Annotated in this window: 14 protein-coding genes; 3 read left to right on the top strand and 11 right to left on the bottom strand. The window is 70.7% G+C overall.

Features of this window, described 5'->3' with window-relative positions; translation table 11 throughout:
* Window positions 1–2: 2 nt before the first annotated feature.
* The 7 genes from GA0070561_RS17445 to GA0070561_RS17415 form a co-directional block, all read right to left on the bottom strand.
* The gene (locus GA0070561_RS17445) at window positions 3–1571 is read right to left on the bottom strand and encodes an MFS transporter (RefSeq protein WP_091401809.1); all 1569 of its coding nucleotides are present in this window, start codon (window positions 1569–1571) and stop codon (window positions 3–5) included.
* An 84-nt stretch (window positions 1572–1655) separates the two neighbouring features.
* Entirely contained in the window at window positions 1656–2327 is a 672-nt protein-coding gene (locus GA0070561_RS17440; RefSeq protein WP_244166272.1) for a transcriptional regulator, read from the bottom strand.
* Window positions 2328–2405: 78 nt separating this feature from the next.
* On the bottom strand, window positions 2406–3419 hold the full coding sequence (locus GA0070561_RS17435; protein WP_091401807.1) for a branched-chain amino acid ABC transporter permease: 1014 nt from the start codon (window positions 3417–3419) through the stop codon (window positions 2406–2408).
* Window positions 3416–4297, bottom strand: a complete 882-nt coding sequence (locus tag GA0070561_RS17430; RefSeq protein WP_091401805.1) for a branched-chain amino acid ABC transporter permease — start codon at window positions 4295–4297, stop codon at window positions 3416–3418. Before GA0070561_RS17430 ends, GA0070561_RS17435 begins: the two co-directional genes overlap by 4 nt.
* Before the next feature lie 13 nt (window positions 4298–4310).
* Window positions 4311–5561 (bottom strand): ABC transporter substrate-binding protein, encoded by a 1251-nt coding sequence (locus GA0070561_RS17425; protein ID WP_372471847.1) that lies wholly within the window; start codon window positions 5559–5561, stop codon window positions 4311–4313.
* 51 nt (window positions 5562–5612) lie between these two features.
* Window positions 5613–6305 (bottom strand): ABC transporter ATP-binding protein, encoded by a 693-nt coding sequence (locus GA0070561_RS17420; RefSeq protein ID WP_091401802.1) that lies wholly within the window; start codon window positions 6303–6305, stop codon window positions 5613–5615.
* Complete coding sequence (locus tag GA0070561_RS17415; RefSeq protein ID WP_091401800.1) at window positions 6292–7053, bottom strand: ABC transporter ATP-binding protein; 762 nt, start codon at window positions 7051–7053, stop codon at window positions 6292–6294. Before GA0070561_RS17415 ends, GA0070561_RS17420 begins: the two co-directional genes overlap by 14 nt.
* Window positions 7054–7276: 223 nt before the next feature.
* Between GA0070561_RS17415 and GA0070561_RS17410 the strand changes: the two genes are divergently transcribed.
* Window positions 7277–8134: an SPFH domain-containing protein gene (locus GA0070561_RS17410; protein ID WP_091401798.1), complete on the top strand. Its 858-nt coding sequence runs from the start codon at window positions 7277–7279 to the stop codon at window positions 8132–8134.
* A gap of 166 nt (window positions 8135–8300) precedes the next feature.
* On the opposite strand, the gene GA0070561_RS17405 is transcribed toward GA0070561_RS17410, so the two are convergent.
* Window positions 8301–9677, bottom strand: a complete 1377-nt coding sequence (locus tag GA0070561_RS17405; protein ID WP_091401796.1) for a permease prefix domain 1-containing protein — start codon at window positions 9675–9677, stop codon at window positions 8301–8303.
* Window positions 9674–10039, bottom strand: a complete 366-nt coding sequence (locus GA0070561_RS17400; RefSeq protein ID WP_091401794.1) for a PadR family transcriptional regulator — start codon at window positions 10037–10039, stop codon at window positions 9674–9676. The genes GA0070561_RS17405 and GA0070561_RS17400 overlap by 4 nt, the downstream gene beginning before the upstream one ends.
* 173 nt (window positions 10040–10212) lie before the next feature.
* On the opposite strand from GA0070561_RS17400, the gene GA0070561_RS17395 reads away from it, so the two are divergent.
* Both GA0070561_RS17395 and GA0070561_RS17390 read left to right on the top strand, forming a co-directional pair.
* Entirely contained in the window at window positions 10213–10476 is a 264-nt protein-coding gene (locus GA0070561_RS17395; RefSeq protein ID WP_091402229.1) for a hypothetical protein, read from the top strand.
* Window positions 10477–10603: 127 nt separating this feature from the next.
* Entirely contained in the window at window positions 10604–11353 is a 750-nt protein-coding gene (locus GA0070561_RS17390; protein ID WP_208603785.1) for a phosphotransferase family protein, read from the top strand.
* A 20-nt stretch (window positions 11354–11373) separates the two neighbouring features.
* Here GA0070561_RS17390 and GA0070561_RS17385 read toward each other — a convergent pair whose 3' ends face one another.
* Window positions 11374–12582 carry an alcohol dehydrogenase catalytic domain-containing protein gene (locus GA0070561_RS17385; RefSeq protein WP_244166271.1) on the bottom strand — a complete coding sequence of 403 codons (1209 nt, stop codon included), beginning with the start codon at window positions 12580–12582 and terminating at the stop codon, window positions 11374–11376.
* Window positions 12579–14033, bottom strand: a complete 1455-nt coding sequence (locus GA0070561_RS17380) for an aldehyde dehydrogenase family protein (protein WP_091401792.1) — start codon at window positions 14031–14033, stop codon at window positions 12579–12581. Before GA0070561_RS17380 ends, GA0070561_RS17385 begins: the two co-directional genes overlap by 4 nt.
* Window positions 14034–14041 lie beyond the last annotated feature (8 nt).

Below are 14041 nucleotides of genomic sequence, written 5' to 3'. Positions count from 1 at the left end.
ACCTATGCCGTACCGGCCAGCTCAGGCTCGGCGACCGGCGCCGCCGGGGCGACGCTCGTGTCCTCCTTGCCCGGCATCCAGCGCAGCACCACGATGATCCCGAGTGCGGCGATCACCGCGGAGAGCCCGGCCGCCCAGTGCATGGCGGTGACGAAGGCGTCGTTGGCCGCCGAGATCAGCCCTGGCGCCGCCGGGCCGAGCTGGCCCGCCGCCGCGTACGCACCGGAGATCGACTCGTTGGCCGCGTCCTGGGCCTGCGTGGGTAGACCGGTCAGCGCGTCACCGATGTCGCTGCGGTAGACCGCGGAGAGCACCGAGCCGAGGACGGCGACGCCGAGCGCGCCGGCCACCTGACGGATGGTGTTGCTGACCGCGGAGCCCACCCCGGCCTTCTCCCGGGGGAGCGCCGACATGATCGACTCGGTGGCCGGCGGCATGATGTTGGCCATCCCGGCGCCCTGGATGAGGAAGACGAGCAGCACGATCCAGATCGGGGTGGAGGCGCCGATGAAGACGAACGCGCCGAGTGACACCACGGTCAGCGCCAATCCGACGGTGGCGACGGCCTTACCGCCGTAGCGGCGGACCATCGCGGCGCTGCGCGGCGCGAAGACCAGCTGGGCGCCGGCGAAGGGCAGGAAGAGCAGACCGGTCTGCAACGGGCTGTAGTCACGCACGAGTTGCAGGTAGAACGAGCCGAAGAACATCGAGCCCATCGCGGCGAAGAACACCAGGCCGACGATGGCGACCGGCGCGGCGAACCGGGGCACCTTGAACAGTCGGACGTCCAGCGACGGGTGGTCGCTGCGCCGCTCGTGCTGGACGAACCAGGCCAGCACCGCGACGCCGACCAGGATTGAGCCCCAGGCCAGCGGGCGGCCGAAGCCGTGCTCGCCGCCGTCGATGATGCCGTAGGAGAGGGCGACGAGGCCGACCACGGAGAGCAGCACGCCGAGCACGTCGATCCGGCCGGGCCGCGGGTCACGCGACTCGGGGACCAGCAGCGCCACCAGAATCACGCCGGCGACGACCACCGGCACGTTGATCAGGAAGACCGAGCCCCACCAGAAGTGCTCCAGCAGCGCGCCGCCGAGGATCGGGCCGATCGCCACGGCGAGACCGACCGCACCGGCCCAGACACCGATGGCCCGACCACGCTCGCGCGGGTCGAAGACGTTGGAGATGATCGACAGAGTCACCGGCATGATGGCCGCGCCGCCGACCCCCATCAGGGCGCGGGCCGCGATGAGCTGTCCGGGGCTCTGGGCGTACGCGGAGAGCAGCGACGCCAGGCCGAACAGCACCAGTCCGATCATCAGGAAGCGCTTGCGGCCGGCGCGGTCGCCGAGCACCCCGAAGGTGAACAGCAGCCCGGCGAAGACGAGCGTGTAGGAGTTGATGGACCACTCCAGCTCGCCCTGGCTGGCGCCGAGGCCGTGCACCGGGTCGGCCAGGGTGCGCAGGGCGACGTTGAGGATCGTGTTGTCGAGGACGACCACGAGGAGGCTGATCACCAGCACCCCCAGGATCGCCCACCGCCTCGGGTGTCCGGTGTTGTTGTGCAGCTCCATGCCTGGCTTTCCCCCCACGCTGATCACCCGCGACGAAATACGATACGGGTCAGACTCGTAACGCGGGTCAGCCTACGACGCGTATTAACGATACGGCACCGATCCGTATCGTATGTGGTGGGCATCACGCCCGCGCGCGCCTGCCAGGCAGGCGTCGACGGCCTCCGTCAACGTGCCGAGACGGACCGCCGGACCGCCGAGCGGCTCGATCCAGCCCGGCCCCGCGCCGTACACCCGAAGGAACGGGAAGTCCCGGGCGAAGCGCACCAGGCGGTACGCGCGGCCGGTGAGCGGCGTCTGCGACCAGAGCACGACGGTGCGCGGGCGGGCCCGGTACACCGCGCTGGTGAGCGCGGTCCAGGGCAGCGCGGGGCCGAGGTTCAGACAGCCCCGGCCCTGCTCGCGCAGCGCCGCGGCCAGCGCCAGCAGACCCAGGCTGTGCGCTTCCTTCTCGGCGCCGGCCAGCAGCACCCCGCCGGTGGGCAGTGACCGGCCCGGCTCCCGGCGGTAGACGTCCAACCCGACCCGGACACCCTCGCAGAGGGCGTGCTCGACGACGACCTCGGCGGCGGTACGCCCCGACAGCCGGGCCAGCAACGGACGACAGACCTGCTCCCAGAGCGCCGGCACGCCCCAAGCCTCAGCCAACTCCAGCACCAGCGTCGCGACGGCGTTGGCGTCCAGGTCCTCGGCAGCCAGCGACACCTGCTTGTGCGCGATCTCCACGGCCTCCGCCGGCATCGGATCGGTCAGCACCAGACGTACCCCCGGGTAGACGGTCTCTACCCGGGGGTTCGCTCGGCGGGCACCTGGCGGATGCGCCGTCGCGGAATTTCAGCGGCGGCGGGCCGCCAGCCGGTGGGCCAGCGCGGCGACGCTGCCCCAGATGCCACGCCGGAACAGCACCACGACCAGGACGAAGATGCCGCCGGTGACCAGGCCGATCGCCTCGAACCCGGAGAACGACAGCCAGTCCTCCAGCCGGACCACGAGGGCGGCGCCGAGCACCCCACCCCAGAGGGTGCCGATCCCGCCGAGCACCACCACGATGACCGCCTTGCCGGAGGTGGTCCAGTGCAGCACGTCCAGCGAGACGAACCGGTGGCCGACCGCGAACAACCCGCCACCGAGGCCGGCGATGAACCCGGAGAGCACGAACGCGGTGAGCTTGTAGCGGTGCACCGGGTAGCCCAGCGCCCGCGCCCGCGCCGGGTTGTCCCGGATGCCGACCAGCACCCGACCGAACGGTGAGTGCACGATCCGCCAGGCGCCGGCGAGCCCGAGCAGCACGATCGGCAGGATCGCGTAGTAGAAGAAGTAGTCGTCGGTGAGGTCGACGCCGAACAGCTCGCGGGGCACCCCCTGGAGGCCGTTCTCGCCCTGCGTCACCGAGCGCCACTCGTTGGCGACGTAGTAGACCATCTGCGCGAAGGCCAGGGTCACCATGGCGAAGTAGATGCCGGTCCGCTTGACCGCCAGGTACCCGATCGGCACCGCCAGCACGGCCGCGGCGAGGGCCCCGGCCAGGACCGCGAGGGGAAACGGCAGACCGGCGTGAATGGCCACCAGCCCGGTGACGTACGCGGAGGTGCCCCAGAACGCGGCGTGACCAAAGGACATCAGCCCGGTGAAGCCGAGCAGCAGGTCCACCGCCACGGCGAAGAGCGCCCAGCAGAGGATGTCCACCGCGACCGCCGGGTAGAGGCCGTTGGGCAGCCACGCCGCAACGGCCAGGCCGACGGCGAGCAGCGCGTACCGGACCCAGCCGGGGGCCCGGGCCACGGCGATCAGCCCGGACGGTGGCGTCGAACGGGACGCGTCGGTAGGAGTGTCCACGGTGTTGGTCATGCGGGGGCCTCCTCCCGACCGAACAGGCCGGCCGGGCGCCAGAGCAGCACGCCAGCCATCACCACGAAGACGATCGTCTGCGAGACGAGCGGGAAGGTGGAGAGGTACGCCTCACCCCACGCCTGCACGAGTCCGATGCCGAAGCCGGCGGCGACCGACCCGAAGATCGAGCCCAGCCCGCCGATCACCACCACCGCGAACACCACGATGATCAGGTCGGCGCCCATCAGCGGGTTGACCGCGCGCATCGGCGCGGCCAGCACACCGGCGAGGCCGGCCAGCCCGATGCCGAAGCCGAAGACCGGGGTCACCCACCGCCCGACGTCGATGCCGAACGCACGGGTCAGGTCCGGCCGCTCGGTGGCCGCACGGACCACCATGCCGATCCGGGTCCGGGTCAGCACCCACCACACCGCGACGCAGAGCAGCACCGCGAAGCCGAGGATGAACACCCGGTACGTCGGGAAGTCGAACAACCCGAAGTCGACCGACCCGCTCAACAGCGACGGCGTCTCGTACGGGCTGGACTGCACGCCGTAGCGCAGTTTCACCAGGTCCTGGAGGATCAGCGTCAGACCGAAGGTGAGCAGGAAGTTGTAGAGCGGGTCCAGTTTGGTCAGCCGGTGGATCACCGCGCGTTCCAGCGCCATGCCGAGCAGACCCAACCCCACCGGCATGATCACCAGGGCGGCCCAGAACGGCACACCCGCCTCGCTGAGCAGCACGTACGCCCCGAACGCGCCGAGCATGTAGAACGCGCCGTGGGCGAAGTTGACGACTCGCAGCATGCCGAAGATGACCGCGAGCCCGAGGGCGAGCAGGGCGTAGAACGCCCCACTCACCAACCCGTTGAACGTGTTCTGCGCGAATCCGCTCACAGTGCCCTCGCGGTCACAGCTTGCAGTCCGCCGAGGGCGCGCGGAACGCCTCCGCGGCGGGGATCGTCTTGAGCACCTTCACGTAGTCCCACGGCTCGGCGACCTCGGACTGCGGCTTCACCTGGGCCAGGTACGCGTCGTGCACCACCCGGTGGTCCTCGGCGCGGATCTTCCCGTTGCGCAGGAAGACGTCCTCGACCGTCTTGCCCTCCAGGCCCTTGACCACGGCGTCCGCGTCGTCGGTGCCGGCGGCCTGCACCGCCTCCAGGTACTGCAACGCCGCGGAGTAGTTGGCGGCGTGCGCGAAGGTCGGCCGGGTGCCGGCCTTCTGCTGGAAGCGGTCGGCGAACTCCCGGTTCTTCGCGTCGAAGTTCCAGTACCAGGCGTCGGTGTACGTGGTGCCGGCCAGCGCGGCCGGGGTGAGCGAGTGGATGTCGGTGAGGAACATCAGCCCCACCGCCAGGCCGACACCCTTGTCCCGCAGCTTGAACTCGTTGTACTGCTTCACCACGTTGACCAGCTCCGCGCCGGCCTGCATGGTGCCCAGCACGTCCGGCTTCGGGTTCAGGTTCGGCGCCTTGAGCAGGAAGGTGGAGAAGTCACCACTGGTGTTCGGGAACGGCGCCCCGTCCTTGCCGACGACAGTGCCGCCGGCCGCCGTGATCGCTGTGGAGAAGCTCTTCTCCATGTCCTGACCGAAGGCGTAGTTCGGGTAGAGGATGTACCAGTTCTTGCCGATCTGCTCGGTGGTGGTCTTTCCGGTGCCGTTGGCCAGCATGTACGTGTCGTACGCGTAGTGGAAGGTGTACTTGTTGCAGCTCTTGCCGGTCAGGTCGGTGGTCGCCGCCCCGATGTTGAAGTAGAGCTTCTTCTTCTCCTTCGCCACGTCGGCGACCTTCAGCGCGGCCGACGAGGTGGGCACGTCCAGGATCAGGTCGACGCCCTTGCGGTCGTACATCTCCTGGGCCTTGGAGTTGGCCACGTCCGGCTTGTTCTGGTGGTCGGCGGTCTCCACGGTGATGTCAGTGGTCACCGCCTTGTCGCCGTACTTCGCGGTGAAGTCGGCGATGGCCATCTCCACCGCCGCCACCGAGTTCTTTCCGGACAACTCCGAGTACGCCCCGGACTGGTCGTTGAGCACGCCCAGCACGATCTTGTCGCCGGTCAGCTTCTGGTCGCCACTCGACTGGGGGCCACCGCCGCCGCATCCGGCGACCAGCACCACCACGGCCGACGCCGCGGCCACACCCATCGTCCTGCGCATGCCCACTCCATCCATTCCGCGCGGCGTCGCGCGGGTCGTCGTTGAGAAAATTCAGATCCCGAGGTACGCGAGCAGTTCGCGTTCGCGCGAACGCACCTCGGAGTTGTCCATCGCCTCGGCGACCCGGCCCTCGGCCAGCAGGTAGTGCCGGTCGGCGACACCGGTGGCGAAGTGCAGGTTCTGTTCGACCAGCAGCACGGTCACCCCGTGCCGTTTGGCCTCGCGCAGCAGGTCGCCGACCTGCTGCACCAGCAGTGGCGACAGCCCCTCGGTGGGCTCGTCGCAGAGCAGCAGCCGGGCGCCCATCCGCAGCACCCGGGCCAGCGCGAGCATCTGCTGCTCGCCGCCGGAGAGCATGGTGGCCGCCGAGTCCCGTCGGGTGTAGAGGGCCGGGAACGCCTCGTACACCCGCTCCAGCGACCACGGATCGGAGCCGACAGTGGGTGGCAGCGTGAGGTTCTCGGTGACGGTCAACGTGGCGTAACTGCCCCGGTCGTCGGGCACCCAGCCCAGCCCCAGGCGGGCCCGCTTGTGCGCCGGCAACCTGGTGATGTCCCGCCCGTCCAGCTCCACAGTGCCGCGCTGACCGGGGTGCAGCCCCATCACGCAGCGCAGCAGGGTGGACTTGCCGGCACCGTTGCGGCCGACCAGGGTGACCACCTCACCGGCGGAGACCTCGAGGCTGACGTCGCGCAGCACCTGCGCCTCGCCGTAGAAGGCGGACAGGTTCTCAATGCGCAGCATCGGCGGCTCCCAGGTAGGCGGTGATCACGCGCTCGTCGGCGCGGACCTGCTCGTACGGGCCCTCGACGAGGACCTTGCCGGCCTGGAGCACGGTGACGGTGTCGGCGAGACGGCCGACCACGCTCATGTTGTGCTCGACCATCACCACGGTCCGGCCCTGGCGGACCCGACCGATCAGCTCGACGGTGCGGTCGACGTCCTCCAGGCCCATGCCCGCTGTCGGCTCGTCGAGCAGCAGCACCTTCGGGTCCAGCGCCAGGGCGATGGCCAGCTCCAGGGCGCGTTTCCGGCCGTACGCCAGGGACGCCGAGGGGGCGTGCGCCAGCTCGGCCAGTCCCACCATGGCCAGCAGTTCGTCGGCCCGTTCGGTGTAGCGGCCCATCAGCTTCGCCGACCGCCAGAACCGCCAGCCCAACCCGCTGGGCGACTGCAAGGCCAGCGCGACGTGTTCGCGTGCGGACAGTTGGGGAAAGAGGCTGGTGATCTGGAACGAACGGGCCACGCCGAGCCGTGCCACCTGCTCGGGGGGCAGCCCGGTGACGTCCCGCCCGGCCAGCTCGATCCGGCCACCACTGGGTCGCAGGAAGCCGGTGAGCAGGTTGAACAGGGTCGTCTTGCCCGCGCCGTTCGGGCCGACCAGCGCGTGCACGCTGTCCGACGCCACGTCGAGGTCGACGTCGTCGACCGCCCGGAAGCCCCGGAAGTCGCGGGTCAGCCCACGGGCCGACAGGAGCGCTTGCCCGGCCATCGCCTCATCCTCCGCACGTCGCGGCGACGGTCGGTTCGGTGACCGTGGTCACAGGCCCGTCGCGTGGACGAAACCTACGGCGGGCCGCCGGAGTCGAACCATGTCGATGGGCTCCATATTCGGCCCACGTTTGACGTGCTCGAACTCCACTCCCCCGCACCGTCGACTTGACCGGACCCCCTAGGTTGATGATCCACACAGCCCACCGGAAGGTCCCCACCCCATGCCCGTCGGCTTCACCATGGCGATCGTCTTCGCCGTCGCCCTGGCGGTCAGCGCCGTCGTCGCACTCGTCGCTCCCGCACGGCCGCTCAAGCGGATGGCCGCCCTCGCGGCGCTCGGCTTTCTCGCCCTCACGCTGCTCGTCGGTATCGCCTCCAGCGCCCACTCGGTGCCCATCCGCTCGGTCGGCATCGTCACCAGCTTCGGCAAGCCCACCGGCGAGGTGACCGGCTCGGGCCTGAAGTGGGTGGCGCCCTGGCAGAAGGTCGGCGAGTGGGACGCGGGCCGCCAGAAGTACGACCACATCGGCGGCAACAACTGCGTACGCGTGCGCACCGGCACCCTCGCCGACGCCTGCGTCGAGGTGCTCGTCGAATGGCAGGTCAAGCCGGAGAACGCGCCGAAGCAGTTCATGGACTACAAGGGCGACTTCGGCAGCTTCCGGGGTCAGCGGGTGGGTGTGCAGCTCGACAGCGCGGTCAACGACGCCTTCGCCGCGTACAACCCGCTGGAGAAGATCGACGCTCAGACCGGCGACCTCAACGTCGACCTGAAGCCGTTCGCGGCGAACATCAAGACCAGCGCGGAGAGCCGCCTCGCCACCGACGTGGACATCCTCTCGGTGACCATCACCCGGGTGAACCACGACGACAAGACCGAGGGCAACATCAAGGCGTTCCAGGACAAGCTGGCGCAGACCCGCAACCTGGAGCAGGACCGCAAGAACGCCGAGATCTCCAAGCAGATCACCGAGACCAACGCGACTGTCGACAAGGTGACCCGTTGTCTGGAGATCGCGGACAAGAATGGCGCGAACCCGGGCCTCTGCATCAACCCGGGCATCGTCACCGGCAAGTGACCCCCAGCCCCAGGCCGATCACCATCGGCCACCTTCGGCGGGGCGGATGCGGCATCAAGCGGTATACCTCAGAGGAATATTTATGCCTCTGAGGTATACCGCTCCTCGGCGGATCGGCATGGAGGGCCAGCCGAGCGCACGGTGGAGGCCGTGAGGAACCACCCGTCTAGGCGAAGCTGAACAGCGGCGGGAAGACGAGGACCACGATCCAGGCCCACGCGGCGTACACCGGCAGGTAGCCGGTCTGCCACCGTTCGAGCGCCGCGAACGGCGTGCGCCGACGGATGAAGGACAGCAGCAGCCACGCCGACCACGCGAGGTTGACCAGCAGGATCACGTTCTCGCCGAGCGCGGCCGCCCGGTTCGGCGTACCGCCGTACTCGTCGGTGATGCGCCCGGTGATCTCCAGCAGCACCAGCACGTCGATGGCCAACGCACTGACCACCAGCGCGAGTTGGAGTTTGTCGAACGGGCCGGGCGGGGCCAGCGGGTCACGGGCCGAGAGTGAGTAGAGCAGCAGCCCCAGCACCACGACCAGCAGGAGGTCGAAGAGGAGCAGCGCCTCCCGCTCGACGTCGATGCCGTGACTGGTCCAGACGACAGCGACGAGGAAGGCGAGCAGGGCGGCCGTGAAGAGCGGGGTGAACAGCCGGGTGAGGACCGGCGCGATGTTCTCGACGACACTCTGCTTGGCCTCGACGAGCCACCCGGCCACCACGACCGCGGCCGCGGCACCGCCGGGCAGCAGCCACTGCGAGATGAACGCCTCCGGGACGATCCCGATGGCCGCGAAGGTGTTGAACAGGAACGCGGAGAGCACGCCGCCGCCGAGCGCCATCAGCACCAGGTAGATGAACCACTCGCCGGTGAACCGGATGAAGTCCATGCGTCGTCGGGAGGAGCGCCAGTCGTCGGCGACATAGGCCAGGCCGACCACCAGCCACAGGGCGATGGGCAGGTGGATGCTGGTGACGACCACGGACTGCGAATCGTCCGCCAGGGGGTAGGCGTTGGCCGCCACGGCGCCGAGGACGAAGAGCGCCGCCAGTGCCGCGATGACCGTCCGTCCGGCTCCCCGGCGCCAGGCCAGGTACGCCGCCAGCCAGGGCAGCGCGAACAGTGTGAAGTTCCGGGCGTAGAACGAGCCGTCGTCGGCGAAGCTCAGCCCGAACAGCGCCGGCACCTTGACGGACACCACCGCACCCGCCGCACAGCCGAGCATGACCCACAGGTCCCGGGCCGAGCGCGTGCCACCGACCGGGCTGCCGGAGTCGCCGGTCAGCACCAACTGCTTCCATAACCGTTCGGAGTGTTCCCGGGCGAACTCGCGGGAGAGGTCGTCGAGGCTGCCCATTCGTTTCACCGCCACCAGGAACGCCTCGTCCGGGCTCAGGCCGGCGGCGACGAGCTCGTCGACGGAGCCGCGAAGGTGGTCTTCCAGTTCGTCGGCGTCCACCGCTTGCAGCTCCCGGCGGCGCAGCACGTACTGGCGCCACTGCTCGAACTGCGCTTCCAACTCCTGCGGCCCCTCGTGCGCCGTCATGCCAGGCCCTCCAACGGGTGCACCGTCAGCGGCGCGCGGTCGTGCCAGATCTCCTTGAGCGCGCCCACCACGGTGTCCCACTGCCGGCGCTGCTCGGCCAGCTCGGCCAGACCCCGGTCGGTGATGCGGTAGTACTTGCGCTTCCGCTCGCCGGCGACCGCCTGCCAGCTCGACTCCAGGTGACCGAGGCGCTCGAGCCGGTGCAGCAACGGGTAGAGCAGCCCTTCGGTCCAGTCCAGCTCACCCCCGGACAGCTCGTTGATCCGCCGGAGGATGGCGTAGCCGTAGCTCTCACCCTCCGCCAGGATGCCGAGCACCATCGGCGTCGCCGAGGCGGCGACCAGATCCTTGGCGACCTTCATGAAACCCCCCACTTCCAAACCTAGAGGTACGATGCATAGTACTGCTAGGTATGGCTCCCGGCGCAACGTGCCGGGACGAGAGGACCGAATCGCCGTTCCGGGCAGCTGTGGTGCCGCGAACGGCATGGTCCGGGTTAGCCTTGGCGCATATGGCTACCTTTCGCAGCGCCTCAGTGCTCCTTTCCTCAGACGGCACCAGGACCCCCGGCACCGCCGCGCTCTTCGCCGAGCCGGCCCGTAGGGGCGGGATTCCGCCCTGGGCAGGCGACTTCCGACCCGCCAACAGCGCCGGCAACGGCCCCAAGAACGCGGTCGGAAAGACCTTCACCCTGGAGCTGCCCGACGGCAGCACCGGCAAGGTCGTCGTCCAGGGCCTCAAGAGCGGCAAGGGCGGCGTCGTGCTGGCGCTGATGGGCGAGGACGCCCCACCCTTCTGACCAGTCGCCCCGGCCTCGTTGTCCGGGTGCCCAGGGTTGCCCCTTCCCGGGTCGACCCAGGGCACCCGGCCAACCGCGCCAGTCGCCCCCGAAAAATCGCTGGGATGTCGATGGTCGTGTCGCGACAATGGCCGTTGTGCCGGAGGTCGAAGTCGTCGTCGCCCACCAGGAACGGGCGACAGTGCGCGTCGGCGACGTGTTCCTGAAGATCGACACTGATCCGGGGCGCACCGACGTCGAGGTCGAGGCGATGACGCTGGCACCGGTCCCGACCCCCGAGGTTCTCTGGCGCAAGCCTCCCGTACTCGCGCTCGCCGCCCTTCCCGGAACGGCGCTTGGTCGCCTCGGCGAGCCGTCGACCGCGTCGCCGGCGGCGTGGGCCGCGGCGGGTGCCGCCACTCGAAAGCTGCACGACGCGCCGCTACCGCCATGGGTCAGCCGCAGCCGCGACGAGTTGACATCGCAGCTCGACGCCGAGTGCGAGTGGCTCGTCGCCAACGGCGTCCTCCCCACCGACCTGGTCACGCGCAACCGCCAGGTCGCCGAGGCGGCGCTCCGCCCGTGGGCCCCGGTATTCACGCACGGCGATCTACAGATCAGCCACGTGTTCGTCGACGGTGACCAGATAACCGGCGTGCTCGACTGGTCCGAGGCGTGCCAGGGCGACGCCCTCTTCGACCTCGCCACCTTGACGCTCGGCCACGAGGAACACCTCGGCGACGTCCTCGCCGGTTACCGCGCCGACGTCGACCTCGACGTGATCCGCGCGTGGTGGTCATTGCGAAGCCTGTTGGCGATCCGCTGGCTCGTCGAGCACGGCTTCGACCCGTGGGCACCCGGTTGCGAGGTCGACGTGCTGAGATCGTCGACGTGCTGAGCTCCCGGCTGTGACCAGCGTCAGTCCAGGGTGACCACCCAGCGAGCGCCCTCGCCCCGGGCCAGCCGGTCGAACGCCGCGGGCGCCTCGTCCAACGGAACCGTCCCGCTGACCAGCACACCCAGATCCAGTGCGCTGTCGGCGAGCTCGGCAGCCAGCACCGGCACCTCCCGGTCCGGATCGGACGAGCCGTACACCGAGGAGCGCAGCGTGCGCGCGGAGTGGAAGATGTCCAGCGCGCCCAGGCTGACCATGTCGTCCTTGGCGCCCATGCCGACCACTGTCACCGCTCCCCCGCGCCGGGTCAGCCGCCATGCGGCGCGGATGGTGGCGGCCCGACCGACGCACTCGAAGGCGTGGTCGACGCCCCGGCTCTCGGTGCGCGCCCGTACCTCCTTGGAAAGCCGGTCGTCGGAGAGCAGGAAGTCGGTCGCCCCGGCGGCCAGCGCCAGGTCCCGTTTCGCCTCGGCGACGTCGATGGCCAGGATCGTCGTGGCACCGGCTCGGCGGGCCGCGCTGAGCACGGCGAGCCCGACCCCACCGAGCCCGACGACAGCGACCGACTCGCCGGGTGCCACCCGGGCGGTGTTCCGGACCGCGCCGACGCCGGTGAGCACCGCACAGCCGAGCAGTGCGGCCTGCGCGGGCGGCAGCCCGGCGGGGATCGGGATGACGGCACGCTCGGGTACCACCACCGCCTCGGCGAGCGCGCCGAGGCCGAGGGTCAGGTGCAGCGGGACCCCGTCGTCGGTCTCGCCGCGAGGCACGGTCGGGGCTGTGGTGTCGGCGCAGAGCCACGGCTCGCCGCGCCGACACCACCAGCAGGCCCGGCAGGCCGGTGCCCAGTTGAGCACGACCGGTGTGCCGACGGTCAGCTGACTGCCCGGCCCGACCTCGGCCACCACGCCGGTCGCCTCGTGCCCGAGCACCAGCGGGAACCTCGCGGCGAGCGTCCCGTTGACCATGGACAGGTCGGAGTGGCAGACACCGGCCGCCCGGATCGTCACCCGCACCTCGCCGGGGCCGGGCGCGGGCAGGCGTACCCGCTCGACCCGCAGCTCGGCGCCGGACCCGCGCGCGACCAGCGCGCGAACAATGACCGGCGCGGACGCCGGCTCGGTGCCGCCGCCCGGCGCGGCCGGGGACAGTTCGGTGCCGCCTGTGGGCGCGGTCGGGGACAGTTCGGTGCCGCCTGTGGGCGCGGTCGGGGACAGTTCAGGGTCGGTCATCGCTGGATCGCCTTCAGCTCGCAGAACTCGGCCAGCCCGTGCACGCCCAACTCCCGGCCCAGGCCGGACTGCTTGTAGCCGCCGAACGGGGCGAGCGGGTTGAACGGCGCACCGTTGATGTCGACCGCGCCGGTGCGCAGCCGCCGGGCCACGGCGAGCGCCGCGTCGGTGTCGGCGGACCAGACCGCGCCGGCCAGCCCGTACTTCGAGTTGTTGGCGATGGCGACCGCCTCGTCGGTGTCGGCGAACGGGATGACGGCGAGCACCGGGCCGAAGACCTCCTCCTGGGCGAGCGCGCTGTCGGGGTGCACGTCGGCGAAGACGGTCGGGGCGATGAAGTGCCCCCGGGTCGGCACCGGGGCGTCGGGCCCGCCGGCGACCAGCCGGGCGCCGTCGGCGAGGGCCCGGTCGATGTGGCCACGTACCCGCTCGGCCTGGGCGGCGGAGACCAGCGGGCCGAGCCGGGTCGCCGGGTCGAACGGGTCGCCGAGTCGGTAGCCGGCCACCGCCGTGGCGATCAGGTCGAGGGCTTCGTCGTACCGGTCGCGGTGCACCAGCATCCGGGTCCAGGCGGTACAGGTCTGCCCGGAGTTGAGCAGGGTGTTGCCGACGCCCACCTTGACGGCGGTGGCCAGGTCGGCGTCGGGGAGGATCACGTTGGCGGACTTGCCGCCCAGCTCCAGCGCGACCCGGGCGATCCGGTCGGCGGCGAGCCGCATGATTCGCGCGCCGGTGGCGGTGGAGCCGGTGAAGGAGACCAGGTCGACGTCGGGGTGCCCGGCGAGCGCCTCACCGACCACCGGCCCGGTGCCGGGGACCAGGTTGAGCACGCCCGGCGGCAGGCCGGCTTCGGTGACCGCGTCGAAGAGCAGGTACGCGGTCAACGGGGTCAGCTCGCTGGGTTTGAGCACCACAGTGCAGCCGGCGGCCAGGGCGGGTGCGAGCTTCGCCATCACCTGGTGCAGTGGGTAGTTCCACGGGGTGATCGCGCCGACCACGCCGATCGGCTCGCGGACGACCAGGGAGTTGCCGATGCTCTCCTCGACCGGCGAGCGGGCGGCGAGCGCGACGTGGTCGCGCAGCACGGTCAGTGGGAGCCCGACCTGCACCCGGGTGGCGAGCTTGAGCGGCGAGCCCAGCTCCACGGCGATGGTGCGGGCGAGGTCGTCGGCGCGGGCGGTGAGCGCCGCGTGCAGCCGGTCGAGGTGGGCGGAGCGCTCGGCGGGGGTGGCGGCCGACCAGCCGGGAAACGCGGCCCGGGCCGCGGCCACGGCGCGATCCACGTCGGCAGCGGTGCCGGCCGGCACCTGCCCGATCAGTTCTCCGGTGCTCGGGTTCTCCACGTCGATGAGACCGGCGTCGGCGGGAGGCGTCCACTGCCCGCCGACGTGCAGGTGGCGCCGGAGGCGCAGGGAGTCGGGCAACAGCGACGGCGGGGCGGCGAGGTCCATGTCGTCCC

Source organism: Micromonospora saelicesensis (assembly GCF_900091575.1).
In the GTDB taxonomy this organism is placed as follows: Bacteria; Actinomycetota; Actinomycetes; order Mycobacteriales; family Micromonosporaceae; genus Micromonospora; species Micromonospora saelicesensis.
Note: the sequence above shows the minus strand (reverse complement) of the source record. Positions and strands in the feature narration are given on the sequence as shown.

Coding starts and splice junctions, on each gene's coding strand:
- GA0070561_RS17435 (WP_091401807.1), bottom strand. CDS start 3,419: ATGACCAACACCGTGGACACTCCTACCGACGCGTCCCGTTCGACGCCA.
- GA0070561_RS17380 (WP_091401792.1), bottom strand. CDS start 14,033: ATGGACCTCGCCGCCCCGCCGTCGCTGTTGCCCGACTCCCTGCGCCTC.
- GA0070561_RS17405 (WP_091401796.1), bottom strand. CDS start 9,677: ATGACGGCGCACGAGGGGCCGCAGGAGTTGGAAGCGCAGTTCGAGCAG.
- GA0070561_RS17415 (WP_091401800.1), bottom strand. CDS start 7,053: ATGGCCGGGCAAGCGCTCCTGTCGGCCCGTGGGCTGACCCGCGACTTC.
- GA0070561_RS17425 (WP_372471847.1), bottom strand. CDS start 5,561: ATGCGCAGGACGATGGGTGTGGCCGCGGCGTCGGCCGTGGTGGTGCTG.
- GA0070561_RS17410 (WP_091401798.1), top strand. CDS start 7,277: ATGCCCGTCGGCTTCACCATGGCGATCGTCTTCGCCGTCGCCCTGGCG.
- GA0070561_RS17390 (WP_208603785.1), top strand. CDS start 10,604: ATGGCCGTTGTGCCGGAGGTCGAAGTCGTCGTCGCCCACCAGGAACGG.
- GA0070561_RS17420 (WP_091401802.1), bottom strand. CDS start 6,305: ATGCTGCGCATTGAGAACCTGTCCGCCTTCTACGGCGAGGCGCAGGTG.
- GA0070561_RS17385 (WP_244166271.1), bottom strand. CDS start 12,582: ATGACCGACCCTGAACTGTCCCCGACCGCGCCCACAGGCGGCACCGAA.
- GA0070561_RS17400 (WP_091401794.1), bottom strand. CDS start 10,039: ATGAAGGTCGCCAAGGATCTGGTCGCCGCCTCGGCGACGCCGATGGTG.
- GA0070561_RS17445 (WP_091401809.1), bottom strand. CDS start 1,571: ATGGAGCTGCACAACAACACCGGACACCCGAGGCGGTGGGCGATCCTG.